The organism is Arthrobacter sp. B0427-1-12 (genome assembly GCF_059092905.1).
This window is the reverse complement of sequence record NZ_JBNHIC010000015.1, coordinates 49,459-75,369: the sequence shown is the minus strand read 5'-3', so window position 1 is coordinate 75,369 and position 25,911 is coordinate 49,459. Positions and strand designations below refer to the sequence as shown.

The 25,911-nt window shown below is 67.8% G+C and carries 22 protein-coding genes and 1 tRNA gene; 3 read left to right on the top strand and 20 right to left on the bottom strand.

The window, feature by feature from the left end; all coding sequences use genetic code 11:
- Positions 1-110 precede the first annotated feature (110 nt).
- From AC5RWU_RS11315 to AC5RWU_RS11270, 10 genes are all read right to left on the bottom strand, one after another.
- Positions 111-3,035 (bottom strand): LuxR C-terminal-related transcriptional regulator, encoded by a 2,925-nt coding sequence (locus AC5RWU_RS11315; protein ID WP_494030965.1) that lies wholly within the window; start codon positions 3,033-3,035, stop codon positions 111-113.
- A gap of 85 nt (positions 3,036-3,120) precedes the next feature.
- The gene (locus AC5RWU_RS11310; protein WP_494030964.1) at positions 3,121-5,721 is read right to left on the bottom strand and encodes a helix-turn-helix transcriptional regulator; all 2,601 of its coding nucleotides are present in this window, start codon (positions 5,719-5,721) and stop codon (positions 3,121-3,123) included.
- A 469-nt stretch (positions 5,722-6,190) separates the two neighbouring features.
- Positions 6,191-6,775 carry an aminoacyl-tRNA hydrolase gene (gene pth / locus AC5RWU_RS11305; RefSeq protein ID WP_494030963.1) on the bottom strand — a complete coding sequence of 195 codons (585 nt, stop codon included), beginning with the start codon at positions 6,773-6,775 and terminating at the stop codon, positions 6,191-6,193.
- 7 nt (positions 6,776-6,782) lie between these two features.
- Positions 6,783-7,382 (bottom strand): 50S ribosomal protein L25/general stress protein Ctc, encoded by a 600-nt coding sequence (locus AC5RWU_RS11300; protein WP_494030962.1) that lies wholly within the window; start codon positions 7,380-7,382, stop codon positions 6,783-6,785.
- Positions 7,383-7,608: 226 nt separating this feature from the next.
- Positions 7,609-7,854: a tetratricopeptide repeat protein gene (locus AC5RWU_RS11295; protein WP_494030961.1), complete on the bottom strand. Its 246-nt coding sequence runs from the start codon at positions 7,852-7,854 to the stop codon at positions 7,609-7,611.
- A gap of 83 nt (positions 7,855-7,937) precedes the next feature.
- The gene (locus tag AC5RWU_RS11290; RefSeq protein ID WP_494036990.1) at positions 7,938-9,368 is read right to left on the bottom strand and encodes an S-layer homology domain-containing protein; all 1,431 of its coding nucleotides are present in this window, start codon (positions 9,366-9,368) and stop codon (positions 7,938-7,940) included.
- A 507-nt stretch (positions 9,369-9,875) separates the two neighbouring features.
- Positions 9,876-10,130: a hypothetical protein gene (locus tag AC5RWU_RS11285; protein ID WP_494030959.1), complete on the bottom strand. Its 255-nt coding sequence runs from the start codon at positions 10,128-10,130 to the stop codon at positions 9,876-9,878.
- A gap of 241 nt (positions 10,131-10,371) precedes the next feature.
- Positions 10,372-11,352 (bottom strand): ribose-phosphate diphosphokinase, encoded by a 981-nt coding sequence (locus tag AC5RWU_RS11280; RefSeq protein ID WP_494030958.1) that lies wholly within the window; start codon positions 11,350-11,352, stop codon positions 10,372-10,374.
- Positions 11,349-12,857 (bottom strand): bifunctional UDP-N-acetylglucosamine diphosphorylase/glucosamine-1-phosphate N-acetyltransferase GlmU, encoded by a 1,509-nt coding sequence (gene glmU, locus AC5RWU_RS11275; RefSeq protein ID WP_494036991.1) that lies wholly within the window; start codon positions 12,855-12,857, stop codon positions 11,349-11,351. The genes AC5RWU_RS11280 and glmU overlap by 4 nt, the downstream gene beginning before the upstream one ends.
- A 161-nt stretch (positions 12,858-13,018) precedes the next feature.
- A tRNA-Gln gene (locus AC5RWU_RS11270) sits at positions 13,019-13,090 on the bottom strand.
- A gap of 145 nt (positions 13,091-13,235) precedes the next feature.
- Here AC5RWU_RS11270 and AC5RWU_RS11265 point away from each other — a divergent pair.
- A complete protein-coding gene (locus AC5RWU_RS11265) occupies positions 13,236-13,454 on the top strand; it encodes a PLD nuclease N-terminal domain-containing protein (RefSeq protein WP_494030956.1) in 219 nt (72 codons plus the stop codon).
- 37 nt (positions 13,455-13,491) lie between these two features.
- Here AC5RWU_RS11265 and AC5RWU_RS11260 read toward each other — a convergent pair whose 3' ends face one another.
- The 3 genes from AC5RWU_RS11260 to AC5RWU_RS11250 form a co-directional block, all read right to left on the bottom strand.
- Positions 13,492-15,123 carry an MDR family MFS transporter gene (locus AC5RWU_RS11260; RefSeq protein WP_494030955.1) on the bottom strand — a complete coding sequence of 544 codons (1,632 nt, stop codon included), beginning with the start codon at positions 15,121-15,123 and terminating at the stop codon, positions 13,492-13,494.
- The gene (locus AC5RWU_RS11255; protein WP_494030954.1) at positions 15,120-15,743 is read right to left on the bottom strand and encodes a TetR/AcrR family transcriptional regulator; all 624 of its coding nucleotides are present in this window, start codon (positions 15,741-15,743) and stop codon (positions 15,120-15,122) included. The genes AC5RWU_RS11260 and AC5RWU_RS11255 overlap by 4 nt, the downstream gene beginning before the upstream one ends.
- 145 nt (positions 15,744-15,888) lie before the next feature.
- On the bottom strand, positions 15,889-16,467 hold the full coding sequence (locus tag AC5RWU_RS11250) for a hypothetical protein (protein WP_494030953.1): 579 nt from the start codon (positions 16,465-16,467) through the stop codon (positions 15,889-15,891).
- A 525-nt stretch (positions 16,468-16,992) separates the two neighbouring features.
- Between AC5RWU_RS11250 and AC5RWU_RS11245 the strand changes: the two genes are divergently transcribed.
- Positions 16,993-17,616 (top strand): phosphatase PAP2 family protein, encoded by a 624-nt coding sequence (locus AC5RWU_RS11245; RefSeq protein ID WP_494030952.1) that lies wholly within the window; start codon positions 16,993-16,995, stop codon positions 17,614-17,616.
- 90 nt (positions 17,617-17,706) lie between these two features.
- On the opposite strand, the gene AC5RWU_RS11240 is transcribed toward AC5RWU_RS11245, so the two are convergent.
- Positions 17,707-18,285: an NADPH-dependent FMN reductase gene (locus AC5RWU_RS11240; RefSeq protein WP_494030951.1), complete on the bottom strand. Its 579-nt coding sequence runs from the start codon at positions 18,283-18,285 to the stop codon at positions 17,707-17,709.
- 105 nt (positions 18,286-18,390) lie between these two features.
- Between AC5RWU_RS11240 and AC5RWU_RS11235 the strand changes: the two genes are divergently transcribed.
- Positions 18,391-18,918 (top strand): MarR family winged helix-turn-helix transcriptional regulator, encoded by a 528-nt coding sequence (locus tag AC5RWU_RS11235; RefSeq protein WP_494030950.1) that lies wholly within the window; start codon positions 18,391-18,393, stop codon positions 18,916-18,918.
- On the opposite strand, the gene AC5RWU_RS11230 is transcribed toward AC5RWU_RS11235, so the two are convergent.
- From AC5RWU_RS11230 to AC5RWU_RS11205, 6 genes are all read right to left on the bottom strand, one after another.
- Positions 18,919-20,835, bottom strand: a complete 1,917-nt coding sequence (locus AC5RWU_RS11230) for an ABC-F family ATP-binding cassette domain-containing protein (RefSeq protein ID WP_494030949.1) — start codon at positions 20,833-20,835, stop codon at positions 18,919-18,921.
- A 48-nt stretch (positions 20,836-20,883) separates the two neighbouring features.
- Positions 20,884-21,840 carry a 4-(cytidine 5'-diphospho)-2-C-methyl-D-erythritol kinase gene (locus tag AC5RWU_RS11225; RefSeq protein ID WP_494030948.1) on the bottom strand — a complete coding sequence of 319 codons (957 nt, stop codon included), beginning with the start codon at positions 21,838-21,840 and terminating at the stop codon, positions 20,884-20,886.
- A gap of 62 nt (positions 21,841-21,902) precedes the next feature.
- On the bottom strand, positions 21,903-22,766 hold the full coding sequence (rsmA, locus tag AC5RWU_RS11220) for a 16S rRNA (adenine(1518)-N(6)/adenine(1519)-N(6))-dimethyltransferase RsmA (protein ID WP_494030980.1): 864 nt from the start codon (positions 22,764-22,766) through the stop codon (positions 21,903-21,905).
- A 146-nt stretch (positions 22,767-22,912) separates the two neighbouring features.
- Positions 22,913-23,674, bottom strand: a complete 762-nt coding sequence (locus tag AC5RWU_RS11215; RefSeq protein ID WP_494030947.1) for a GolD/DthD family dehydrogenase — start codon at positions 23,672-23,674, stop codon at positions 22,913-22,915.
- Complete coding sequence (locus tag AC5RWU_RS11210) at positions 23,671-24,138, bottom strand: ribose-5-phosphate isomerase (protein WP_494030946.1); 468 nt, start codon at positions 24,136-24,138, stop codon at positions 23,671-23,673. Before AC5RWU_RS11210 ends, AC5RWU_RS11215 begins: the two co-directional genes overlap by 4 nt.
- 26 nt (positions 24,139-24,164) lie before the next feature.
- The gene (locus tag AC5RWU_RS11205; protein ID WP_494030945.1) at positions 24,165-25,898 is read right to left on the bottom strand and encodes a dihydroxyacetone kinase family protein; all 1,734 of its coding nucleotides are present in this window, start codon (positions 25,896-25,898) and stop codon (positions 24,165-24,167) included.
- Between the last annotated feature and the right edge of the window lie 13 nt (positions 25,899-25,911).

The following is a 25,911-nucleotide window of genomic DNA, read 5'->3' as shown; positions in this document are numbered from 1 at the left end:
CCCTATAGGACAGCGTAGGCTCGGCCCAATACCCATGTCTTGGGTAGTACCTACGGGAGCCGGAGCCGGTTCGCGGTCCAGATACTCAGTTGGACCACGGTAGTGCCGGCTCAGGTCGGTGGCCCGGACTCGCCGTCGATCAGCGCTGCGGGCGCCGAAACCGGCGCGGTTCCGTCCAGGTGCGCCTGCTGCAGCTCCGCCCGCCGCGCAATACCCACCTTGTTGAACAGCCGGTAGATGTGCCCTTCCACCGTACGGGAGGACAGGCCCAGTTCACGGGCGATCTCGGCATTGCGGCGGCCCTGGACCACCAGTGTGCCGATGACCCGCTCCCGGTCAGTCAGCCGGACGCCGGGTACGACGCCGGCAACCGGCGCAGTGCCCGCCTCACCTGCCGCCGGTCCTCTTTGTCTTTGGTCCGCCGGTTCGGGAGCGGCCGGGGCGGTATCAGGGGCGGCCGGGGCGGTATCCGGAGCTGCCGGGATGGCGGCCGGAGCCGCCGGGCCGGGGCCGGGTTCAGTGCCGACTACATCCTCGGTTTCCGCCGGCCCCGGATGCAGGCTGCCCAGCAGCGACTTGAGCAGCTTCCGCTGGCCAAGCTGCTGCCGGCGCAGCCCTCCGGGCAGGCGTTCCGCCCGCTGCAGGCACGCTGCTGCCAGCCGCAGGTAGCGTTCGTCCCCCAGCCGGAGCAGCGGTTCGGCGTCGAGCTCCAGCAGCGCCTGTGCCATGATGTGGAGCTTCCGTGCGGGCACTCCCTCGCAGCGCTGCGTCAACTCGGCCAGCCGCTCCAGCTGGCCCAGGTCGCCGACGCGCACGGCGGCCAGGCGAAGGTCGGCCTCAATGGCGAACAGTCCGCGCCCGCCGGCCTCGGCCGCCAGTGCCTCAAGCTCCGCGGCGGGCGGGACGACCTGCCCGGTCGAGTGCTGCCCGGTCGAGTGCTGCCGGATCATCCGGGCCGCGGCTGCGTAGCCGCGCACCAGCAGTTGCAGCTGCGGCGGAGCTCCGTAACTGAGCGAACCGGCCCGGGTCAGGTATCCGTCCGCCTTCTCCGCGCTTCCGGACAGCGCCTCGGCATAGGCTCCGATGGCCAGGGCCAGCGGCAGCACCTGCTCCAGATCCAGGACCTGCAGGCCTTCGACGGCGGCGCTGAGCCGCTGCAGGCCGTCACCCAGCTGGCCGCGCTGCAGGTCCATGAGCGCCCGGATAAGTTCGACCAGGCCGGCGAAGTGGATCCGGGCCCGGACTCCGGACCGGGAGTACACGGCCAGGATGCCCTCGAGCTCCTCGAACCGGCCGCACCTGATCAGCGCCCGGCTGAGGCTGCCGAGCACGGTTTCGCAGTACTCCAGCAACGGCCCCCTCCTAAGCCGCACGCTCTCAAGCGCCTCGCGGAGCAGCAGTGCACCGGCTTCGCAGCGGCCGGACACGGTGAGGATGTGGCCCAGGAGGGTCTTGGCCACCAGCTCCGCCTCCGGCGAATGCCGCACCTGCCGCAGCAGGATCCGAAGTTCGGCTTCGATCTCCGGAGCCGTCTGGTCCGCAGTAGCTGCGTACAGGGACAGCAGCCGGGGTCCGGCCGGAAGGTGGGCGCCCGCCGGTGCCGCACCCCCCGGGTCACCTAAGCGTTCGACGGCGGCCCGCCAGGCTTCGGCGACACCCCGCAGTTCCGCCGCCCCGCCGCCGTTCTGCAGCGCCAGCCGTGCCTCCAGCACCGCAGCCGCCGCTGCGGTTGCGGGCGACGGCCCGCCGCCGAGCAATCCCGCCAACTGCCCCCGCGCGCGGGTGAAGTCGCCGGCGTGCAGGCATGCCCGTGCCGCTTCCACCCGGGCGGCGCCGGACGCAGCGGGGTCGGCGGCAGCTTCGGCGGCGGCTTCGGCGGCGCGAAGCGCCAGCGCCGTATCGAAGCGGGCGTTGGCGGTCCGGGCCGCCCGGAGGAGGCGGCCGCCGGGCACCGGAATGCCCAGATCAAGGGCCCAGCCGGCGCGCCGGGCCGGGCCTTCGCCCAGCAGTCCGTCCGCCGGCGGGTCCGCCCCGAGCAGGTCCTCCCCGAGGTGCGGCATGAGACGTTCGAACAGGTCCCGGCTGCGGCCGGCCGGCACCCGCCCGCCGACCACCTCCCGGTACAGCGGGTGCGGAATGCGGACCAGCCGTCCGGGATCGCCCGCAATGGTGAGCAGTCCTGCGCCCGCCAGCGAATCAACGGCCTCGGCGGGAACTGCGGCCAGCAGCGCGTCCAGCGGCAGCGGCCCGCCGAGGGCCACCGTCTCCAGCACTTCGCGCTCGTCGGCGGTGCACGCGGCCAGCTGCTGCCGGACCACATCCCCCAGCCGGCGGTCCGGTGCCGGTGCGCCGGTCAGCAGCCACACGCCGTCGTGCTCCGCCAGCGTCCCGGTACGGCGGGCGCACTCCAGGAGGGCCAGCAGACACCGCGGATTCCCCTGCGACAGCTCGCCCAGCAGTTCCGCGCTGCCGCCCAGCAGGCGCCCGCCCAGCACTGCTTCGGCCGCCTCCCGTACCTGCCGTGGGCCCAGCGGAGCCAGGTCGAACCGGTCGACCAGACCATCGGCGGCCAGCGACCGCAGCTCCGGCGACGGCGCCGGCCGGGGACGGCTGAGGGCCAGCAGCCGGACGGCGCCGGCGGAGACCAGCTGCGCCGCCAGCAGCGCGCTTCCCTCGTCGAGGTCCTGGGCGTCCTCGAGCACCAGCAGGACCGGGACGCCCTCGGGCGAGATCCGCCGCAGATGGCCCATCAGGGTGCGCATGACGCCGAGCACCGAGCCGGTGTCCCCGGCGGATCCGTGGACAAGATAGGGTGCCAGCGCGCCGAAGCGGAGCTGCTGCAGGCCGGGGCTTCCAAAGACCCACAGCGGCCGGACCTTCCCGCCGAGTTCCGCCAGCACCTTCCTCGCCAGGGCGCTTTTGCCCGCACCCGGCTCCGCGACGATCAAGGCGCCGCCGGTTGTGCTGATGCTTTCGACGACGTTCCGGACCTCCGCTTCACGCCCCACCACCGATGCGGTGCGGCCGGAGTCCATCAATCCCCTTCCTGGCGCTCCTAGGCCCCGGCGCCTGCCTTTGTGGTTCCTGCTTTGTGGTTCCTGCCCGTGGTTGGTGACCTCCCTACGCCCCGTTGATCAGGCCGCTGCCGGCCAGCACCGCGCGCAGTTCCGCGCGGCTGGAGACGTGCAGCTTCTCGAAAATCCGCCCCAGATGCCATTCCACCGTCCGCGGCGACAGGTTCAGTTCCGGGCCGAGCGCTGCGCTGCTGCGGCCGTCCGCCGCTCCGGCAGCCAACCGGAGCTCGAACCCGCTGAGCCCTTCCAACTGGTCCGCACCCTGCCCGTTCATGCTGCGGTAGCCGGCCCTGAGGGCGGCGCGGGCGCTGCGGGCCAGGGCCCGGTCCTGCCGGGCCCCGGCGATGCTCTGTGCCGCGGCCGCGGCCTGACAGGCCAGCAGATTGTTACCGGCCGCTGCCGCGAGTTCCGCGGCCCGCAGCAGCGCGGCACCGTTGTCGTGCAGCAGGCCTACGGCGTACGCGGCGTGGGCTTCCGGAAAGGGGCCGCGGCCGGCGGCAGCCAGCAGCCGTCTGGCGGCCGGCTGGCTTCCCTGCGCTGCCGCTGCCGCGAGGAAAACGGGTTCGACGGCGGCCAGTCCGCGGTGCCGGGCGGCGTCGGCCAGGCGGACGAATCCGGCCGCGGCCTGCGAGGACTGCCACGCGGAGCCGGAGGGCTGCGGCGCGGAGCCGGCGGGCTGCGGCGCGGAGCCGGCGGGCTGCGGCGCGGAGCCGGCCAGGATCCTGAAGTAGGCGGTGGCTGCCTGCACCAGCCAGGAATCCTGGGGCCCAGCCAGGTCCGGTACCATCCCGACCTGCTGCGCGGTATCCGGCTGGGTCCCTGCTGCCCAGGCGGCGGCCGCGTGCGCCAGCGGCAGCAGGCCGTCGGGGTCACAGTCCTTGAGGCGTTCGACGGCGGGTAGCAGCGCCTGCAGCGCCGGCGTCGACCGGCCGGCTGCCGCGTGCAGCAGTCCAGTGGTCAGGGAGCCACCGTCCCCGGTAGGGACGTCCGGCATCGGGACGGCGCTGATGCCGTCTCCGTTCCAGTCCCCGCACAGGAAGCGCACCAGGGCGACGCAGGCCAGGACCCGGTTCTCCATCTCCGGTGGCACGGCCCCATCTCCAAGGCTCCGCTCCAGACCCTCGGCAGCCCGGCCTGCCTCCTCCCGACGGCCCAGGAGCGCCCACGTTTCAGCCAGCAGCGCGGCGGCCTCAAACCGGGTGGCCTCAAACGGGGCGGCTGCGCCGGTCCGGTGGTCTTCTGCAATACTCCCGAGGTGCTGCTCCACCTCGCGGTAGCAGCCGCGGTAGGCCGCATAGTCAGCGGCCGCCACGGCGACCTGCATGCGCAGGCCTGCCAAGCCGGCGTCGTTGTTCTCCGCCTGCCACCCGGCCAGCGCGGAGCGGAGCCCGTCCAGCACCCGGCCGGCGTCCGCTTCCTGCCCGGGGAGGCAGCGCACTGCGCGGTGCAAGGCGACCATGAGCCGGACCCAGTGCCCGTGCTCGGGAACGCCGCGGGCCAGTGCTTCCCGAATGCTCACGGCAGCCGCCGCTGGTTCGCCCAGAGCCATGAGGGCCCGGGCCGCCTCCAGCGCCAGGCCGGGATCCTGCCGGGACGGCGGCGGAACCGCCCGGACGAACCGGACCGCCTCCGCCGGGCAGCCGGCGGCGTTGGCCTGCCTGGCGGCGTGCCGGGCGAGATCGGGATCAGGCGCCCGCCCGCAGGCGATGCTCCAGGCGGCCATGCCGCGCACTGCCCCAGCGGGGATTTGGTCCGCAGCGAGCACTGCGGACAGCTCCGACCACAGCTGGCTGCTCCGGCCCGCCGGCACGCTGAGCCGCACGGCGTCCCGCAGTACCGGATCGGACAGGCGCATCAGAGGAAGACGGCCCGGAACCAACTGCAGCCAGCCGCGTTCCTGGAGCTCATCCAGCTCCTGCACCGGGGCCAGCTGCCGCAGTGTGCGCACGGGCATTTCGACGGCGAGGGCCAGCATGTCGATGATCCGCGCCTGGCCGGGGGTGGTCCCGTGCAGCCGTGCAGCCGCCGTCTCCGCCGGAGGAGCGACGTTGGATTCCTGATCTGGCTCCAACGATGAAGGCAGCGGCGGCGGCTGCGGCTGCGGCTGCGGCTCAAGATCGAACCGGACCAGCTGCCCGTCGGCCCAGAGCCGCAGGAATTCCTGGGCCGGAGCACAGTGTTCCGCGCTGCCCCAGGCGTCTGAACTGCAGCAGTCGGAGGCGGCAACCAGGAGCCGGACATGCCCGGTGCGCGCCAGCTGGGCCAGCGCCGCGGCCGAAGCGAGGTCGAGTCCGCGGAGATTGTCCACGGAAATCAGGAGCGTCCGTCCGGCGGCAGTATCTGCCAGTACGCGGAAGAGTGCGCGGAGGACCGCGGCAGGTTGCAGCAGATCGGCATCGCTGCACCCGGCGAGCAGGAAACTCAGGACGCCGAACGGAGTTTCAGCGGCGACGGCGCTGCCGCGTACCCGGATGCAGCAGACGCTCTCCGGCAGGTTGGCAATCACCCGCTCGAGGAGGGCCGATTTTCCGGTGCCCGACGGGCCAACGAGGACGGCGCCCGCGACCCCACTGCCGGTCAGTTCTTTTCCGATCGAGGCGCAGAGGGCATCCCGGGCTGGATGGACAGGCGCTGGCCATGCCGTCATGATCGTGTCCGGCCCGGACTTAGCCCAGTCCTATCCGGCCCTGGCATGTCTGACCTTGCGCGGCCGCTCCACCGTCGCAGTTACCGGAAATGCGCACAGGCAAGGGCAGGCGAAAAGAGAAAATCAACACGATTGTCCCCCTCAAAGTGTTGCTGCTATGCCCCAATAAATTCTTTTTCCACGTCCGGTTGGGCCATCGTAGACCCGGACGCCAGCGCTGACAAGCAGCCTTACCTTCGCTTGGGCTCTTTACTGCCAAGGTTCAGTCGGCACTCAATTCAGGGCACAAAGAAGGGGGCCGACGGTGGAATGGGGGTGGCCCAGTCTCAGAGGCCGCCCACCGTCGGCCCCCGCCATGGGAGCCATAAAGGCTGGATGAATAATACGCAGAAAATATCTGTGAATGCCAATCCGGTATTTACAAAATTTAGATGACGAACTATTCTTTGCCGAAACCGTCCGCCGGAGCTCAGGATTTCAGCGAATGGAACTTCTGCTGGGCATGGACCAAGCCCTCGCGGATGACCAGCTCCGCCGCATCGGCGGCATCGTCGATGAGGAAGGGCAACTCCTTTTTCTCCGCTGTGGCAAAATCCTTAAGCACATAGTCCGCCGTATCCATGCGGCCCGGAGGGCGTCCGACCCCCACCCGCACGCGCAGGTAGTCCTTGGTGCCGAGCGCCTTGCTGATGTCCCGCAGGCCGTTATGGCCGCCTTCTCCCCCGCCGATCTTGAGCTTGAGCGTGTTGAAGGGGATATCGATCTCGTCATGGATCGCGATGACATGGTCCGGGGCGATGTCATAGAACTTGGCCAGGGCCGACGTCGGGCCGCCGGACAGGTTCATGTAGGTCAGCGGCTTGGCCAGAACCACACGCGGACCGCCGATGCCCAGACGGCCCTCGAGGATCTGCGCGTGGGACTTGTGGGCTTTGAAGTGCCCGCTGACGCGGCCGGCAAGCTCGTCGAGGACCATCTGGCCCACATTGTGGCGGTTTTGGCTGTAGCCGGGCCCGGGGTTGCCGAGCCCGACTACCAGCCAGGTGTTGCTCACCGTTGTATTACTCGGCTTCGGCGGCGGCCGGAGCCTCAGCGGCAGCTTCGCCTTCTTCAGCAGCGGCGGCGGCCGGCGCGGTGACGTTGACGATCACCAGTTCCGGATCGGCCAGCAGAGTGACGTTTGCCGGCAGCTCGATGTCCGAAGCCAGGACGTGCTGGCCGGCCGTGCGGCCTTCGATGCTGATGGTCAGAGCTTCCGGCAGGTGCGTGGCCTCGGCCTCGACGGAGACAACGACTTCCTCCTGGATCATGATGGCGCCCGGAGCCAGTTCACCTTCGACGTGGATCGGAACGTCAACGATGACCTTCTCACCGCGGCGGACGGTCAGCAGGTCGACGTGCTCGATGATCTGCCTGACCGGATCGCGCTGGACGTCCTTGACCAGGGCCAGGTGGTCCGCGCCCTTGGTGTCGACGATAGTCAGCAGGGCGTTGGCCTGGCGGACGGCAAGGGCGGTCTCACGGGCCGGCAGCAGGATGTGGATCGGCTCTGCGCCGTGGCCGTAGATGACGGCGGGGATCTGGCCGGCGCGGCGGGCCTGACGGGCCGAGCCCTTGCCGAAGGTGGTGCGGGGTTCTGCTTGCAGCTTCTGATCAGCCATGACTAACTCCTGGAACTTCGAATGGTGTCTGTTGTTGCACAGGACCTTGGCGCTTGTCTAGGAACCGACGATCGCGCCGAACATAAGTTCAGACGAACAAGAGTTACTAGCCGCGTCGATAACGGAGTCTGGTGTATTGGACACGCGACGACTCCCTCGCCTGGGCATCGCGGACCAGTCTACCAGTTGGCAGAGTGCGGCAGGAACGGGAACCGAAGGGCTGCCCTTAACCACGGCTGCTCGCCCGGGCGTGGGCTGCAGCGGCTCCCGCCGGATCCCCGGTCCGATCATGGACGCGGGCCAGGATCCGCCTCGACACCGGGAATTGCGGAGAAAGCGCCGCCGCTGTTTCCAGATCCGCGATGCTGGCCTCCACATTGCCGAGGCCGAATTCGGCCACTCCCTGCTGGATATAGAGATTGGCCGTCGACGGTGCACGGCTGATCAGCTCGTCTAGTGTCCTCTTGGCCACTAAGTTAAGAACTGCCCCCGATCCTCGTGATCGGGGCCAGCCTTGTTGTGGTGAGCCGACGATGCCAGCGGGCGCCGTCGTCGTTATTGACCGAGCAGCTGGTCGAACCGGAAGAGGAATGCCGCCACGGCTTCGCGGTCGATCGCCTGCACCGGATGGAATGATCCGTCGCTGTAGCCGGTGGTGATGCCGTTCGCCGCTGCCCAGTTGATTTCCTTGTGGAACCGGGTTCCTACAGGGACATCGGAGAAGCGGGCCGGGTCCGCCGGCTCGAAGTCCGGGCTGCCTGCCAGACGGTAGAGGAACGCCGCCATCGCATCGCGGTTGATCGGCTGGTAGGGGCGGAACGTGCCGTCCTCCCAGCCGGTGCTGATCTCCTCGGCCGCCAGCCAAGTGATTTCCTTGTAGAACTGGTTCGTCCTCTCCACATCAGCGAACGGCGGAACCGCTGGCGGCTCGAAGTACGGGCTGCCTGCCAGACGGTACAGGAATGCTGCCATCGCATCGCGGTTGATCGGCTGGTACGGGCGGTAGCTGCCATCAGGGAAACCGGTGCTGATGCCGTTGTTCACCATCCACACGATCTCGTCATAGAACAGCGTGTCCTTGCGGACATCCATCAATCCCGGAACCGGATCAGGCAGACCTGTATCGAGTACCTCGAAGGTTGCAGCCGCTTCAAGCCCGCTGGTCATGCCCACGACCCTGACGGTGTGCTGGCCCAGCGGAAAATCCCCACGAATCGACAGTTCAAAGTCCGGAGCCAGGAGGCGGTCCAGGGCCGGACCGATTTCCCGCCCGTCCAACCAGACCCGTAACGTCTCAGGGGCGAATCCGCTCACTGCCCCGATCACGGTCTGGCCTCCGAATGCCCGGTCAACGGTCCCAGGGCTGAGCCTGACGGTCGGCCCGCTATCACCTACCCTGAGCAGAGCCATACCCGTCCGCCCGGACTGTTCCCCGATAAAGCTCAAGGTCTGATCCCCCGTAGGGAAACCGGCCGGTACGGTCACTTGGATGGACGCAGTCCCGGCCGCATCCGTGGTTATCGGCCCCAAGGCCAGCGAACCCGGGTTCACGTCAATCCGAATCAGTTCGTTGGGCCGGGCATGCACGGTGAACTCCGCCGGCTGGCCGGTCCCCCTCCGGTCAACGGTGCCTTTGCTCGGCGCAACCAGCAGTGCATTGGGAGCGGTGACGGTAAAAAAGATGGGATCTACGGACGCAGACGATGTTGCTGGAGTGCCGGCATAGTAAGCGGTCACCCGATAGTCGGCTGGCCCGCCGGCAGCGAACGAAAATGCCGCGCGCCCGTTTTCGACCGGAACGACTGGATTGATACCAGTCAGGTCTGCGCCACCTGTCACGTTTAGTTCGGTGACAAAGAAATTCACCACGCCGCCGTCCAGCACGGCAGGACCAACCGGGGTGGTCAGCTCTGCGACTACATCAACGCCCTGACCGGTTTCATAGACTTGCTGCTCCAATACCACGGACATGGTGGGCTGTTCCAATCGAACGCCTACGCGGAATTCGGCAGTTCCCGTCAGGCCTGCCTCATCGGTCACCGTTGCTTGAAAAATGCCCTGATGCGCGGCAGTCGCCGTCAACGAAATCGTTGGTCCGGCCGCAGCGAACCGGTCGGGGCCCGACCAGGTGAAGGTGTAAGGGCCTCTGCCACCACTGGCGGTTGCGGTCAACGAGAAATCCTCGCCGGGCGATACCAGGAGCTGACCCGGAAATTCTCCCGTGGGCTCCGAGTCAATCGTCACTGTGGGAGCCTTTGGTGTCTCAGTTGCAGCAGCCGGCGAAGGCGCTGCCACAGTTCCCCCGGCCAGGACCACCGCCAGCACCGGCATGAAAACGCCGAAAATCAGCCTGATCTTACGCATTTATTCCCCCAGGCGATAAGTGCAAGTGAACGGCGCACACCGCTATTGCCCAGTATCCCCGGATGACGCCGAAAAGTCAGCAGCAATGCGCCGGGTTCCCTCCGCCAGCACCGTCGACGTTGTTTCGGCTCAGGCGGCGTTGATCCTGGCCGCCCGGTCCATCGCGTCCAGTATCCGCCGGTGCGTGATCCCCGGCATGAACAGGTCCCGCCACTCAAGCCTGACGAAGCTCCACCCCAGCTTCATCAGGGCCTTCTCCCGCTGACGCTCTTTGAAGATTGCTTCATCTGTGGGCTCGTAGTCGAAGTGCAGCGCTGCCCGCGGCATCAACGGTGTCGGAAGCAGTTCCTGCCGTTGATAGCTGATGCGGGTTTTTGGCTCCATGCCAATAGGTTGGCGTCCGGTGCGGCCGCAGCCCACACGGGCGGACCGCAGTGTGGATAGCTGGGTCAAGGAAGATGGCTGTGCAGGGACGCTGCTGCGTAGGGATGGAGCCATGCCGACAGCTGAGGGGCGGGGTTCCCTGCGAATAGGGTGGTTGCAACTACCCTATTCGCAGGTAAACCCGCGCCTCAGCCGGGATAATGCCGGCAGTCAGGCCGTGCTCTGAAAGCCGGAAGGCCCCTTACGCCCGGCCGTCGAACAGCGACGTGACGGAGCCGTCGTCGAACACTTCGCGGATCGCGCGGGCGATCAGCGGCGCAATGGACAGCACGGTCAGCTGCGGGAACTGCTTGTCCGCAGGGATCGGCAGCGTGTTGGTGACCACGACCTCGCGGGCACCGGACTCGGCCAGGCGGCGGGCCGCCGGGTCGGAGAAGACCGCGTGCGTGGCGGCGATGATGACGTCCTTGGCGCCGGCGTTCTTCAGGACCTGCACGGCGCCGGAGATGGTGCCGCCGGTGTCGATCATGTCGTCGATCAGCACACATTCGCGGCCCTCAACCTGGCCCACGACCTGCTTGGCCACGGCCTGGTTTGGCACGTTGATGTCGCGGCTCTTGTGCACGAACGCCAGCGGTGCGCCGCCCAGGCGCTCGGCCCACTGCTCGGCCACTCGCACGCGGCCGGTGTCCGGGGACACCACGGTCACATTGTCCGAATCCACGCGGGACCGGACATATTCGGCCAGCAGCGGGATCGCCATCAGGTGGTCCACCGGGCCGTCGAAGAAGCCCTGGATCTGCGCGGTGTGCAGGTCAACGGACATCAGGCGGTCGGCGCCGGCCGTTTTGTACAGGTCGGCGATCAGGCGGGCGGAGATCGGCTCGCGGCCGCGGTGCTTCTTGTCCTGGCGCGCGTACGGGTAGAACGGCGAAACGACGGTGATCCGCTTGGCGGAGGCCCGCTTGAGCGAATCGATCATGATCAGCTGTTCCATGATCCAGTTGTTGATCGGCGCCGGGTGCGCCTGGATGACAAAGCAGTCGGTGCCGCGCACGCTCTCCTCGAAGCGCACGTAGGTCTCACCGTTGGCGAAATCGTAGGCCGAGGTTGGCAGGAGCTCGGTCTCCAGCTCCTTGGCGATTTCCCGGGCCAGTTCAGGGTGCGCGCGGCCGGAGGCCAGCACCATCGTCTTTTCGCCGTGCGCCGTAATTGCGCTCATGAAGGATCACTTTCTTTGGTGGGGGTATTCGAGGAAGTCTCAGGGGCAGCGGCACCGGCGCGCTCGGCAGCCGTTGCGGCGGCGGTGCCGGCGCGGTTCTTGGCCACCCAGCCGTCGATGTTCCGCTGCGGGGCGACGTTGATGGCCAGCGCGCCCGCGGGCACGTCCTTGCGGATGACCGTTCCGGCGCCGCTGTAGGCCCCGTCCCCCACGGTCACGGGCGCCACGTACATGTTGTCGCTGCCCATCCGCACGTGCGAACCAATAGTGGTGTGGTGTTTGTTGACGCCGTCGTAGTTGACGAAAACGGACGCGGCACCGATGTTGGACTGCTCGCCGATGGTCGCGTCGCCCACGTAGGAAAGGTGCGGGACCTTGGAACCGGCGCCGATGTCCGCGTTCTTGGTCTCGACGAAGGTACCGATCTTGCCCTTCTCCCCCAGCTTGGTGCCCGGACGCAGGTAGGCGAAGGGGCCGACGTCGGCCCGCGGCCCGATCTGCGCATCGGAACCGTGGGTGCGCACCACCTTGGCGCCTTCGCCGATGGTGACGTTGGTCAGCGTGGTATCCGGACCGACGACGGCGTCCCGCGCCACCGTGGTGGTGCCGTGCAGCTGGGTGCCGGGCAGGATGGTGACGTCCTCGTCCAGGGTCACGGTCGAATCGATCCAGGTGGTGCCCGGGTCCACGATGCTCACGCCGGCGCGCATCCACTTCTCCAGCGTGCGGCGGTTGTGCTCGGCGCCGAGCGCGGCCAGCTGCACGCGGTCGTTGGCGCCCTCCACCTGCCAGCGGTCCTCGGTGACGACGGCGGCCACCCGGCCCCCGGCGCCGCGCGCGATCGCCAGCACGTCGGTGAGGTACTTCTCCCCCTGGGCATTTTCCACGGTGACCTGCTTGAGCGCGTCGCGGAGCACGGCGGCGTCGAAGGCGTAGATGCCGGAGTTGATTTCGCGGATGGCGCGCTGCTGCTCCGTGGCGTCCTTGTGCTCGACGATCCCGGTGACCGTCCCGTCTTCGGCCCGGATGATCCGGCCGTAGCCGCCGGCGTCCGCCAACACCGCGGTGAGCACGGTGACGGCGTTGCTGTCCGCCTTGTGGGTACGGACCAGTTCCTGCAGCAATCCGGTGGTCAGCAGCGGGACGTCGCCGTACGTGACGACGACGGTGCCCTCCAGCGGCGCGGAAGCACCGGCGTCGAGCGCGTCCAGGGCGACCTCCACGGCACGGCCGGTGCCCGGAATCTCATCCTGGTCCGCAATGAGGATGGTGGGATCCAGGTCGGTGATGTGGCCGGCCACCAGGTCGCGCTCGTGGCGTACGACGGCGGCCAGCACCTCCGGCTCCAGGCCCCGCGCGGCGGCCAGGGCGTGGCCGACCATGGACAGGCCGCCGATCTTGTGCAGGATCTTCGGGGTGCGGGACTTCATGCGGGTGCCTGCCCCCGCCGCCAGGACAATGACGGCTGCCGGCCCTGAAGCGGCTCCGGCGGGGTACGATCCGATGGCAGTTTCAGGACTTGCGTCTTGGGGGCTCACTAAGTGGCACTCCTAGCTCGATCTGGGCCGGTTCACCGTCGGCGCAGCTCAGGGCTTGCCGCGGCGGCCGGGCGTCTGGCGTTAGCCATACTACCCGCGCGCGGCGGTGCGCCTGAGCCGGTTGGCCGTTCCGCCCATAGGATTCGAACCTATACTCCACGGCTCCAAAGGCCGGGGTGCTGCCATTACACCAGAGCGGACCGTGCTGTTATGCACAAGCATCTAGTTTGCCACGCCGGTAGCCCCTCGTGCCATTTGGCGGCTTCTTGGCGCTGCCGGAGCCGTTGCGCTGCCGCGGATAGGCGGGAAGAATGCAAGCACACTCGAGTAGCAGGAGGCAGGGTCATGAGCAGGAAGAAGTCCTGGAAAGAACTGAGCAAAGGCCAGCGGACCGGCGTCGTGATCCTGGGCGCGCTCCAACTGGCCCTGCACACCGCAGCGGCCAAGGACATCGCCCGCCGGCCGAAAGACCAGGTCCGCGGCAGCAAGTCCCTGTGGCAGCTGGTCTGCTTCATCAACTTCGCCGGCCCGATCGCCTACTTCCTCTTCGGCCGCCGGCAGTAGGCGCCGCCGGTAGTCAGCACCGGCGGCAGCCGCCGGCTCAGGCGTTGGCCCGGCGTCCGGTGGGGTCCGGCACGGAAGCCGGGCCGCCGTCGTCGTCCGCGTCATCGACGGTGATCAGCAGATCACCCTCGGCCAGGGATTCGGGCACCACGTCGTGTTCGATCGTCGTGGCCAGCGGCTTCTCCTGGATGAACAGGAACAGGATGGTGGCCACCAGTACCAGCGGCATGATCCACAGGAAAATAGGCGTCAGTGCGTCGTTGTAGGAGGCGACCACCAGGTCCTTGATCCCCTCCGGCAGCCCGCTGACCGCCGCCGGCGTCAGCGATTCGGAGCCGCCGGCCGCATCGGTGGCCGCAGCCGGGAGCCGTTCGGTCAGCAGCGCCGACAGCCGGCCGGCGAACAGGCTGCCGACAACGGCCGAGCCCAGCGTCGCACCGATCTGGCGGAAGAAGTTGTTGGACGCCGTGGCGGTGCCCACCTCCCGCAGCGGGAAGGAGTTCTGCACCGTCAGGACCAGGATCTGCATATTCAAGCCAAGACCCAGGCCCATGACCGCGATGTACAGGCAGAGCAGCCACAGCGGGGTGTCCGGCGCCAGCGTGGAGAGCAGGACCAGGGAGCCGGCCACCAGCAGCGCGCCGGCAATGGGCATCCACTTGTAGCGGCCGGTCTTGCTGACCAGCTGTCCGGATCCGATCGAGGCCAGCAGCAGGGCTGCCATCATCGGGATCATCAGCAGGCCGGATTCAGTGGCGTTGGCGCCGAAGGTCATCTGCAGGTAGGTGGGCAGGTAGCTCAGGACACCGAACATGGCCACGCCGATAAACAGGCCACCGATGGTGGCCAGGTTGAAGTTGCGGTCCCGGAACAGGTGCATGGGAATGATCGGCTCGGCCGTGCGCCGCTCCACCAGGACAAAGCCGACGGCGGCCACCACCGTGCCGGCGATCAGGCCCAGGATGATGGGGTCGGTCCAGGCGTAGGTGCTGCCGCCCCAGGTGGCGACGAGGACCAGGCAGGTGGTGGCAACGGCCAGCAGCGCCATCCCGCCCAGGTCCAGCTTCAGGCGGGTGCTGCGCCGGGGGATCTTCAGGAAGAACACTGCACCGGCAAGCGCCAGCAGGCCCAGCGGGATATTGATCCAGAAGACCCAGCGCCAGCCCGGCCCCTCCGTGAACCAGCCGCCCAGCAGCGGGCCGGCCACCGAGGAGAGGGCGAAGACACCGCCCATGGCACCCATGTACTTGCCGCGCTCGCGGGCGGGAACGACGTCGGCGATGATCGCCTGGGAGAGGATCATCAGACCGCCGCCGCCCAGGCCCTGGACCACGCGGGCGAAGATCAGCCAGCCCATGTCCGGGGCCAGGGCGCCGACCACGGAGCCGGCCATGAACAGCACGATGGCCATGATCAGCAGGCCCTTGCGGCCCATCAGGTCACCGAGCTTGCCGTAGATGGGCATCATGATGGTTGAGGCCAGGATGAAGCCGGTGATTACCCAGAGCATCTGGTTGACACCGTGCAGTTCGCCGACGATGGTCGGCAGCGCGGTGCCCAGCACGGTCTGGTTGAGCGAGAAGAGCAGCATCGAAAGCATCAGGGCGATGAACAGCAGCACAAAGCGGCGCCTGCTGTGTTTCGCCTGCTGCCGGGCGGGTTCTGTCATGAAAGCTTCCTTTGGATTGCCTGGAGGAGGTGGATGGCCGGTTCAAGATCGCCGACACGGCGGACCTCCCCCGGCTTGAAGTGGGGTGACTGCAGGGAAAAGCGCATGGGAATGCTGCCGAGCATGACGAGCATCCGGGCCACTTCGTCGGTGGGATAGCCGGCGACGCCGTCGGCCCAGCCCGGCGTATCCGCCAGCCTCTCGGCCACGACCTCCCGAACCATGCCTTCGACCTTGGCCACGTACTGCATCCGCCGCTGGATCAGCTGGGGATAGCGCTCGATCAGCGCGTGGCGGGTGGCTTCGTCACCGCCGAAAGTTGAACGGATGACCGCCAGGAGCAGCCTGGCCACCCGGTCCAGCAGGTCCTCCCCCACGGAAAATTCCGCCAGCACGTCCGGTTCAAGGACCGGCTCCTGCATGCCCAGCATGGCGTCTTCCTTGGCGCTGAAGTAGTTGAAGAACGTGCGCGGGGACACTCCCGCGCGGTCCGCGATGGCCTCGACCGTGACATTCTCGATGCCATTATCCAAGGCCATCGACGCCGCCGCCTCATGCAGCGCGGACCAGGTTTCGGCGCGCCTGCGGTCGCGGAGGGAAAGGGGGGGAGCAGCTTGCATGGGTAAAATTATTGCAGTGCTGCAAAGTCTGCGCAAGTGAATGTTTGCAGTACTGCAAGAATTTGAGGAAGATCACACCCACAGCCAAAGGGACCCCGCGGTGGGGGTCCCTTCGGCTGGGAAACTGAATATTTGCTGGAGAAGCTTAGGCCACGGCACCCTCTTCGGCGTCCTCGTCTTCGTCAGCTTCGTCTTCCTCGGCCTCGTCCTCGTCAGCCTCGTCCTCCTCAGCCTCCTCCTCGTCAGCTTCGTCCTCCTCGGCCTCGTCCTCCTCGGCTTCCTCCTCGTCAGCTTCGTCCTCGGGCTCCTCGGCTTCCTCCTCGTCAGCTTCGTCCTCAACGACTACAGGCTCTTCAACTTCCTCGTCGTCAGCTTCATCCTCGGGCTCTTCGGCCTCGTCCTCCTCGGCCTCGTCCTCGTCAGCCTCCTCTTCCTCAGCTTCGTCCTCGTCGGCTTCGTCTTCCTCAGCTTCGTCTTCCTCAGCTTCGTCCTCGTCGGCCTCCTCTTCGTCAGCCTCGTCCTCGTCGACTTCCTTTTCGTCAACTTCCTTTTCGTCGACTTCCTCTACATCCTCAACCTCGTCGACTTCGTCGACTTCGACGGCCTCGACTTCGGTCCCTTCACTGCCAGGGCCCGGAGCCGCCTCGGCCGCAGTCATGCCGCCGGCGACGAATACGCCCGCAACTGCAACGGATCCGATAATCTGCCTGGTCTTGTTGTTCATAGCCTTCTCCAACCGTGGGGGTTCGGTGTGCCGCAGAGGCACCTGATCAGGGTCGGACGAAATCCAGCAGGCCGCCCAACTCCAGGACATTGGCCCAATTCCAATTCCGTTCCGGAAATCCCGTGGGATATTTATCCCAGCCCATTCTTGGAAAAAAGTTGCTGGATGCTTTCATGGTCCCGGAACACTAATTAACAAAAAAGATCCACCCGCCGTGCAGCTCTTGTTTAACCATGGACCGCCGCCCTGACCAGCCGAATCAGTACAAATCAGCACACATTACCGGGAATCGACGGTTGCGGATTCCCATCACTCCCAAAGGCAACACCGGAAACAATTCATATGATCCGGAACCGCCAATACAAATCTGAGGACATTCTGGAAATACAGCGGACATCACCTTTAGGCACGTGTTGAATTTCCGCGCCATCCCGTCAACCCGCCGGCAGTCCGCCACGCCGGACAGCCCGAGCGCCACGGCTTGCCTAGAATGGCCTCTGGAGGATTCGCCCGGGAAGGCAGCCAATGGACGTCATACAAGAGCAAGTGAAGCCGCAGTCGACGGCGCCTTATCGCGCGGCCAAAATGGTCACGGAGATCTTCGGGCCGGCCCCGCTGGCGACGGCACTGCTGCTGATCACAGCCTTCAGCGCACCGGCGATCGGCCTTGGCGCCCTCTCGGCGCTAATCGCCGTCGTTTTCATCACCGGTGGTCCGCTGGCCGCACTGATCATCCTGGCTCGGAAGGGCCGGATCACGGACCACCACGTCGGCAAGCGGACACAGCGGGCGCCGATCCTGCTGGGCACGATGGCGTCCATCCTCGTGGGCCTGGCCCTCCTGCTCCTGATCGGGGCCCCGCACTCGCTGATCGTAATGACCCTATCCATCCTGGGCGGCCTGCTGCTGGTGATGCTGGTCAACCTGCTGTGGAAACTGTCCGTGCATGCGGCGGTTTCCATGTTCTTCGCCGTCGCGCTCATCCTGGCGTTTCCCGGCGCCGGGGCGGTCCTGGCGGTGCCGATCTTCGTCGTGCCGCTGGTGGTCGGCTGGTCCCGGGTCCGACTGGGCGCCCATACGCCGCTCCAGGTGCTGGCCGGCTATGCCGCGGGCCTGCTTATCGTGGCCCTGCACGTGGCCATCAGCTGAAACTTAAATGGCGAAGGCACCCGGACGAAGAGTCCCGGGTGCCTTCGCAAGGCTTCGGCAGGATCAGCCGCCGATGCCGGCAAACCGCAATTACTTGGCGGCAGCCAGAGCTTCTTCGCGGACGCTCTGCATGGCGCGGGTCCACGGCAGCAGCTGGTCCAGCATGGGGGCCAGGGTGGAGGCGTTCTGCTCGGTCGGCTTGAACTCGGAGAAGTTCTCGAAGTCGGTGAACAGGGAGAACATGACCTGGTTGCGGACATGGGCCAGCTGCAGCTCGGAGGCGATGTTACGCAGGTGCTCGACGGCGCGGGCGCCGCCCATGGAGCCGTAGGAGACGAAGCCGGCGGCCTTGTTGTTCCACTCGACGGAGAGGAAGTCGATGGCGTTCTTCAGCGAGCCGGTGATGGAGTGGTTGTACTCCGGGGTGACGAAGATGTAGCCGTCAAACTCGGTGATCTTGGCGGACCAGGCCTTGGTGTGCTCGTTGGCGTACTGCTGGAAGCCGGCGGGCATGGCCTCGTCCAGTACGGGCAGATTGTAGTCGGCGATGTCGACCAGCTCGAATTCGGCGTCCGTGCGCTGGGAGGCCTGCTCGAGGACCCACTGGGCCACGGAGAGGTTGTTCCGGCCGGGACGAGTGGTTCCGGTGATAATGGCAATCTTGGTCACGTCTGCACACCTTTCAAGTTTTGTTGACACGTCATGCGACTTGTTGACATATCAAGTAAACGAGGCGAAACTTGAAAAGTCAACTTCATACCGGAAGGAGCAACGGTGAACCTAAATACACGCTGGCTGGATGAGCGCGAGGCCCGCATCTGGCGTGCCTTCCGGGATCTGTCGACCGGGCTCAACTCAGCGATGGACCGCCAACTGGAGCAGGAAACCAATCTCTCCGGCGCCGAATACGCGGTGCTGGCCACGCTCTCCGACGCCGCAGTCCGCAATGAAGCGGCCCAGGATAATGCGGACGACGGCGGCGACCCGGTCCTGCGCGCGCGTGACCTGGCCGTGGAACTCGGGTGGGAGCGGAGCCGCCTCTCCCATCTGCTCAAGCGCATGGAAAACCGCGGGCTTGTGGAGCGGCGCAGCTGCGAATCCGATGCCCGCGGGCTCGACATCGCCATGACCGAGGCCGGCCGCAAGGCGATCGAAGAAGCGGCGCCCGGACATGTGGACTTCGTCCGGGAAAATTTCTTCGACCAGCTCACGGCCGCCGAACAGGACGCGGTGTTCACCGCATCCGTGAAGATCCAGGCCTCGCTGCGCGCTGCCGGCCTCTGGGAAAAGCAGGCCTGCTAGTTACTCGAGGATCTCCGAGGCCGCGAGCCACTCCATCTCCAGCAGCTCCTGCTCCGTCACGATGTCCTGCAGCTTCTTGTTCAGCTCGGCCAGGAGTTCGAAATCCACGTCCGCGGCGGACCCGGCCTCGGTCATCTGGTGCTGGATCTTCTCCGCCTGCTGGCTGAGCTTGGTCAGCTGACGCTCGATCCGGGCCAGGTCCTTCTTCGCGGTGCGCTTCTCAGCCTCGGACGCCCCCGTCCCTCCGGCCGAAGCCGGGGTTTCGCTGCCAGGTCGGGGCGCAGGCCCCCCGGCCTCGCGGCCAACCCCTGACTTCGCGCCCGCGAGCGCCGCCTCCCGCAGTTCCAGGTACTGGTCCACACCGCCGGGCAGCCCGCGCAGCTTGCCGTCGCCCAGCAGTGCCATCTGGTGGTCGGTGACCCGTTCCAGCAGGTAGCGGTCGTGCGAGACCACCACCAAAGTGCCGGGCCAGCCGTCCAGTACGTCCTCCACCGCGGCCAGCGTGTCCGTGTCCAGGTCATTGGTGGGCTCGTCCAGCATCAGCACATTTGGCTCGCCGACCAGCAGTCGCAGCAACTGCAGCCTGCGCCGCTCGCCGCCGGAGAGCTCGCGGACCCGCGTCCACTGCCGCTGGTTGGAGAAGCCAAGCTGTTCCACCAGCTGCCCGGCGGAGAGCTCCCGGCCGCCCACGTTGAAAACACGCTTTTCCTGTTCGATGACCTCGATGACGCGCAGGTCAGCGACGTCGTCGATCTCCTTCACATCCTGGGTCAGGACCGCGGTGACCACCGTCTTGCCCCGCTTCAGGCGGCCGGAGGTCGGCTGGATTTCCCCGTTGAGCAGGCGCAGCAGCGTGGTCTTGCCGGCGCCGTTGACGCCCACGATGCCCAGCCGTTCGCCCGGCGCCAGGCGCAGGGTGATGTTGGTGAACAGTGGGTCCTCGCCGGTGGTTTCGGCATCGGCCAGCCGCCGTGCCTGGTCCGAGGCGGCCCCGACCCGCTCCCCGTCTCCGGACGTGAGGCGCGGCGCCGGCACGTAGGTGACGTTTTCCAGGTCCAGTACGTCCTTGCCCAGCCGCGCCGTGGCCATCTTGTTCAGGGCCAGCGTGTCGCGCGGTTCGGGCACGTCCGCGATCAGCTCGTTCGCCGCCTCGATGCGGAACTTCGGCTTGGCAGTCCGGGCAGGGGCGCCGCGGCGCAGCCAGGCCAGTTCCTTCTTGACCAGCTGCTGCCGCTTCTGCTCCACCACCGCGGCCGTCCGGTCGCGTTCGGCGCGCGCCAGTACGTAAGCCGCGTAGCCGCCGTCGAACGGTTCCACCATCCCATCGTGGACCTCCCAGGTCCGGGTGCAGACCTCGTCCAGGAACCAGCGGTCGTGGGTGACCACCACGAAGGCCGCCTCGGTGGGGCGCCAGCGGGTCTTCAGGTGCCGGGCCAGCCAGGCCACACCCTCCACGTCCAGGTGGTTGGTGGGCTCATCCAGCATGATCACGTCGTGGTCCTCGATCAGCAGCTTGGCCAGCGCCACGCGCCGCTTCTGCCCGCCGGAGAGCGAGGACATCTTCGCGTGCCAGTCGACGTCCTCGACCAGGCCCTCCATGATCTCGCGGATCTTCGGGTTGGAGGCCCATTCATAGTCCGCCCGGTCCCCGACGATCGCCTCCCCCACCGGCAGCTCGCCGGCGAGCACGTCCGACTGGTCCAGGTACCCGACGTTCAGGTCCCGGCGGTGGGTAACGCGGCCGGAATCGGGCGTGGAGCGCTGGGCGAGCAGGCGCATGAGCGTGGATTTGCCGTCGCCGTTGCGGCCCACCATGCCGATCCGGTCCCCCTCTTCGATGCCGAGGGTGACGCCGTCCAGGATGGTGCGGGTGCCGAAGGTAATGCTGATGTTTTCAGCACCGAGCAGGTGTGCCAAGGAAAAACCACTTTCTGTTGCTGTGCCGGGCGGGCAAAGCTATTTTATCTAGGCCGAGACCAGGTCTCCCATGATCCGCGCTCCGTGGACCGGCCCGTGGACCTGGATGGCATTGAAGCCCTCCGCCTCCAGCGCGGCGGCCAGGTCCTCCCCGGCGTCCGCGTCGTGGACCAGGAAGGCGATGGTCGGGCCGGAACCGGAGACCAGCCCGGCCAGCGCGCCGTGGCGCTCACCGGCGTTGAGGATCCCGGCCAGCTCCGGGGCCAGTTCCAGCGCCGCGGGCTGCAGGTCGTTGTGGAGCACATCCGCCAGCCGGCCGACGTCGCCCGAGCGCATGGCCGAAAGGATCGCCGGATCCACCTCGCTGGGTTCCGCCGCGAAAATGCCGTCCCGTTCGCGCTGTTCGTCCAGCTTCCCGTATACCGCCGGCGTCGACAGCCCGTACGGGGAGGTGACCAGGACCCAGTTGATTTCGGTTTTGGAGATCGCCGGGGTGAGCCGGTCCCCCACGCCCAGGCCCACGGCCGTGCCGCCGAGCAGCGAGAACGGCACATCGGCGCCCAGTTCCGCCGCCATCGTGGCAAGCTGATCCCGGGAGAAGCCGCAGTTCCACAGCGCGTCGCAGGCCAGCAGGGCCGCGGCCGCATCCGCCGATCCGCCGCCCATCCCGCCGGCCACGGGCACGCGCTTGGTGATGTCCAGGTTCACGCCGGGGGAGGTTCCGCTCGTGCTCGCCAGCAGCGCGGCGGCGCGGGCGGCCAGGTTGTTGCCGTCCAGCGGAATGTCCGCGAGCGGGACGTTGAGCTGGCCCTGGCCGTGGTTGACGGTGACCGTGATGCCTCCGCCGGCGGTCGCCGTGGCGGTGACCTCTTCATACAGCGAAACCGCCAGGTAGACGCTGGCCACGCTGTGGTAGCCGTCCTCCCGCAACGGTCCCACCCGGAGGGACACATTGATTTTCCCGGGAGCCTTGACCCGGACCGACCGTGGTATGGCAGCGTTCATAACCACAAACCTAAAGGACGGTGGGCCTCGGGACGAATTATCATTGCGCGCCGGCCGTCACGCTAAGCCGTCAGCGGCACCTTGTGTTCGGCGATCCGCGCGAACGCCGCCACGTCCAGCACCTCGCCGCGCGCGCTGGGATCCACATTTGCCGCCAGCAGCGCCTTCTCCGCCTCGGCCGGGCTGCCCGCCCAGCCGGCCAGCGCCGCGCGCAGCGTCTTGCGGCGCTGGGCGAACGCTGCGTCAATGACCCGGAAGACCTCCACGCGGCTGGCCCGGGTGACCGGGGGCTCGCGCCGGGTGAAGGCGACCAGGCCGGAGGCGATCTTCGGGGCCGGCCAGAAGACATTCATGCCGATGGTCCCGGCCTTGCGCATCTGCGTGTACCAGGCAGCCTTCACCGACGGGACCCCGTAGGTCCTGGACCCGGGCCCGGCCGCCAGCCGGTCCGCGACCTCCTCCTGCACCATTACCAGCCCGTGCTGCAGGCTGGGAAAATGCTCCAGCAGGTGCAGGACCACGGGCACCGCGACGTTGTACGGCAGGTTCGCCACCAGAGCTGCGGGCTGGTGGGGCAGCTCGGTCACCTTCATCGCATCGGAAAGTACGACGTCGAGGCTCGCCGCCGCGTCCGGCCGCCACTTGGCCACGGTGTCGGGAAGCCGGCCGGCGAGCACGGCGTCGATTTCAACGGCGACAACCCGCTTGGCGACGTCCAGCAGGCCCAGCGTCAGCGACCCCAGGCCGGGGCCGACCTCCAGCACGGTCTCCTCCGGCTGCACGTGCGCGGCGGCGACGATCCGCCGGATGGTGTTGCCATCAATGACGAAGTTCTGCCCCAGCGTTTTGGTGGGCCGCACGTCCAGCTCCGCGGCCAGCCTGCGGATATCTGCCGCGCCCAGCAGCGGAGCGGTGCGGGCCGGCATGCCCTCGGGGAAATCTGAAGCAGTCACCCGGCAATCCTACCCGCGCCGGAACGCCGAGGACGTGGCGTTGCTCCGGTGAAGTGGTTTCGCAACAGCTTCCGCGGAACAGCGCCACGTCCTCGCGGGCAGAGAGCGCAGAGGGGTGGTCAGACCATGGAGTAGCCGCCGTCGATCAGCAGGTTCTCACCGGTGACCATGGCGGCGTTCTCGCCGGCCAGGTACGCGATCATGGCCGCGACCTCCTCCGGCTGGGCGAAGCGTCCGACCGGAATCTGCGCCTTCATGGCCTCGCCCACCTCGCCGGCCCAGGCCTTCTTGCCCAGTGGGGTCTCCACCACGGTCGGCGACACGGCATTGACCGTGACGCCCTGACGCGCCCACTCCATCGCCAGGACCTTGGTCATGCCAACCACCGCAGCCTTACTGGCACAGTAGGCCACGTGCTTATCCAGAGCGATGACGCTCGCCTGGGAGGCCAGGTTGATGATCCGGCCGTAGCCCTTCTCCGTCATGACGCGTCCGGCAGCCTGCGCCATCTTGAAGCTGGCGGTCAGGTTGATGCTCATGGTCGCGTCCCACATCGCATCGGAAATCTCGAGCGCGGATTCGAGCAGCGCCACGCCGGCGGAGTTGACCAGGATGTCGACCGTGCCCGCGGACTTGACGGCCTCGGCAATCACTTCAGCAGCCGCCGTCGGAGCTGCCAGGTCCTTGACGATGCCGTGGTGGCCGTCGCCCGGGAAGGTGGCAACGGCGTCGGACACGGCTTCACTCAGGTCCACGCCGACGACGCGGGCACCGCGGGCGGCCAGGTATTCCGCCACCGCATTGCCGATGCCGTTGGCGGCGCCGGTGACCACGACCACCCGGCCGGCAAACTCCTGCGATACGAGACCGGCAGCGGTCACGCGGCATCGTCCTCGTAGCTGCAGATCGCCTCGACCTTGGCGGCGGAGGCGCTGGTCTCGTCGAAGGTGTAGGTGAGCCATTCCCTGGCCAGGCGGCGGGCCAGTTCCAGGCCGATCACACGCTGGCCCATGCACAGCACCTGGGCGTTGTTGCTGAGCACCGCGCGCTCCACGGAAAAGGAATCGTGCGCGGTGACGGCGCGGATGCCCTTGACCTTGTTCGCGGAGATGGCGACGCCCAGGCCGGTGCCGCAGATCAGCAGGGCGCGGTCCGCCTTGCCGTCGGCCACCATCCGGGCGGCTTCGACGGCGATGTGCGGGTAGGCGGTGTGGCCGTCGGCGTCCACGCCGACGTCGAAGACCTCGGCGACCAGGCCGTTGGCCTCCAGATCGGCCTTGAGGGCTTCCTTGTATTCGTAGCCGGCGTCATCGCAGCCAACGACGATGCGGAACTTCTCGCTCATGGTGTTTCCTTCCGTAAGGGGTGTTTTCAGCGCTGCAGCTGGGGAACGGTGAATTCAAGCTGGCCCAGCCCGGTGACGATCAGGGCCATCGAAGTGGCGCCGGCATCGGGGGTGCCGACGCTCTTTTCGGCCAGCGGCCGGGCACGGCCCAGCTTCGGGCTCAGCGCGGCAGTGGCCGCGGCCTGCTCCTGGGCCACCGCGGCGGCGGCGCGCCAGGCCTCGCCGAACCGGGTGCCGCCGTCGACGCCGGCACGCAGCGTCTCGACGAACGGCAGCAGGGCATCGACCAGGGTCTTGTCCCCGATCGTGGCCCGGCCCAGATCGACGATCGCGCCGGCGAAGGCCTCGGCGGCGGCCGCATAGTCAGCGTCCGTGTACGCCGTCCGGTCATCGCCCAGGGACTGGCCGGCGCCCTCGAGGGCGGCACCCCACAGCACGCCGGAGGTGCCGCCGGCGTATTCGGCCCAGGCTTGGCCGGCCTTCTGCAGCAGCCAGGCGACGCCTGCTTCGCCGGAGGCGGCAGCCGCCTGCGCGGCCTTCACCGCGGCGTCGATGCCCTTGACCATGCCGCGGCCGTGGTCGCCGTCGCCGGCCACCGCGTCGATTTCGCCCAGCTTCTTCTCATTGGCGTGCAGTGTCCGCGCCATGTCCTCCAGGCCGGCCAGCGCAATCCCGGCCAGCGCCCGGGATGCTTCGGAGGACTCCGGTACCGTCTCCTCCTCGGCGGCGGTGGCGGCGTCGTCCTGCGCGGAGGCGCTGATGGCGGCGAGCGGCGCCCGCTGCTTGCGGTAGGCCGGGGTGTAGGCGTCCGCGGTCCAGTAGGTTTCCAGTTCCTCGTCCAGCCACATCAGCGTCAGCGAGGTGCCGCCCATGTCCAGGCTGGTGACCAGCTCGCCCACCTCGACGTCCACCAGCTCCAGGCCGGCCTCACGCAGCTGCCGGGAAACGATGCCCCAGAGCAGGAACAGTTCCTCATACTTGGTGGTGCCCAGCCCGTTGAGGATCGCGGCCACCCGGTTGCCGGCACCGGCGGGGGCGGAGTCCAGCAGCGACTTCACCAGCGTGCCGGCCAGCTCCTCGGCGGAAGGCAGCGGCTCGTCCCGGATCCCGGGCTCGCCGTGGATGCCCAGGCCCAGGCCCAGGTGCCCCTCCGGAACGGTGAACAGCGGCTGGTCCGCGCCCGGCATGGTGCAGCCGGAGAAGGCCACGCCCAGGGTCCGGGTGGCGGCGTTCGCCGCCCGGCCCGCGCGTTCGACGCCGTCCAGGTCCAGTCCCGCCCCGGCGGCGGCGCCCATGACCTTGAAGACGGCGAAGTCGCCGGCGATGCCGCGGCGCTTCTCCTCCTCCGCGGCGGAGGCGATGTCATCGGTGACCACCACGATCCGGGTGTCGATGCCCTCCTTGCGCAGCCGCTCGGCGGCGATACCGAAGTTCATGTTGTCCCCGGCGTAGTTGCCGAAGCTGAGGATCACGCCCTTGCCCTGGTGGGCGGCCTTGGCCACCGAGTACACCTGGGCGGCCGAGGGCGAGGTGAAGATATTGCCGACCACCGCCCCGGTGGCAAAGCCGGTGCCGACCAGCCCGGCGAAGGCCGGGTAATGGCCGGAGCCGCCGCCGATCACGACGGCGACCTGCGGCTCGCCGGAGCGCAGCGCCACGGCGCCGCCCGGGACGCCGCGCAGCCGGTCGGCGTAAAGGTCCAGGAAGCCGGCGAACTGGTCCTCGGCGAACTCCGCGGGGTCATTGAAGATCTTGGTCATTGCAACTGCTCCA

What these genes read in the sequence shown, in the direction of transcription:
- AC5RWU_RS11315 (WP_494030965.1), bottom strand. Translation starts at nt 3,035, where the DNA reads ATGGACTCCGGCCGCACCGCATCGGTGGTGGGGCGTGAAGCGGAGGTC.
- AC5RWU_RS11310 (WP_494030964.1), bottom strand. Translation starts at nt 5,721, where the DNA reads ATGACGGCATGGCCAGCGCCTGTCCATCCAGCCCGGGATGCCCTCTGC.
- AC5RWU_RS11300 (WP_494030962.1), bottom strand. Translation starts at nt 7,382, where the DNA reads ATGGCTGATCAGAAGCTGCAAGCAGAACCCCGCACCACCTTCGGCAAG.
- AC5RWU_RS11285 (WP_494030959.1), bottom strand. Translation starts at nt 10,130, where the DNA reads ATGGAGCCAAAAACCCGCATCAGCTATCAACGGCAGGAACTGCTTCCG.
- AC5RWU_RS11280 (WP_494030958.1), bottom strand. Translation starts at nt 11,352, where the DNA reads ATGAGCGCAATTACGGCGCACGGCGAAAAGACGATGGTGCTGGCCTCC.
- AC5RWU_RS11265 (WP_494030956.1), top strand. Translation starts at nt 13,236, where the DNA reads ATGAGCAGGAAGAAGTCCTGGAAAGAACTGAGCAAAGGCCAGCGGACC.
- AC5RWU_RS11260 (WP_494030955.1), bottom strand. Translation starts at nt 15,123, where the DNA reads ATGACAGAACCCGCCCGGCAGCAGGCGAAACACAGCAGGCGCCGCTTT.
- AC5RWU_RS11255 (WP_494030954.1), bottom strand. Translation starts at nt 15,743, where the DNA reads ATGCAAGCTGCTCCCCCCCTTTCCCTCCGCGACCGCAGGCGCGCCGAA.
- AC5RWU_RS11250 (WP_494030953.1), bottom strand. Translation starts at nt 16,467, where the DNA reads ATGAACAACAAGACCAGGCAGATTATCGGATCCGTTGCAGTTGCGGGC.
- AC5RWU_RS11245 (WP_494030952.1), top strand. Translation starts at nt 16,993, where the DNA reads ATGGACGTCATACAAGAGCAAGTGAAGCCGCAGTCGACGGCGCCTTAT.
- AC5RWU_RS11225 (WP_494030948.1), bottom strand. Translation starts at nt 21,840, where the DNA reads ATGAACGCTGCCATACCACGGTCGGTCCGGGTCAAGGCTCCCGGGAAA.
- rsmA (WP_494030980.1), bottom strand. Translation starts at nt 22,766, where the DNA reads ATGCCGGCCCGCACCGCTCCGCTGCTGGGCGCGGCAGATATCCGCAGG.
- AC5RWU_RS11210 (WP_494030946.1), bottom strand. Translation starts at nt 24,138, where the DNA reads ATGAGCGAGAAGTTCCGCATCGTCGTTGGCTGCGATGACGCCGGCTAC.
- AC5RWU_RS11205 (WP_494030945.1), bottom strand. Translation starts at nt 25,898, where the DNA reads ATGACCAAGATCTTCAATGACCCCGCGGAGTTCGCCGAGGACCAGTTC.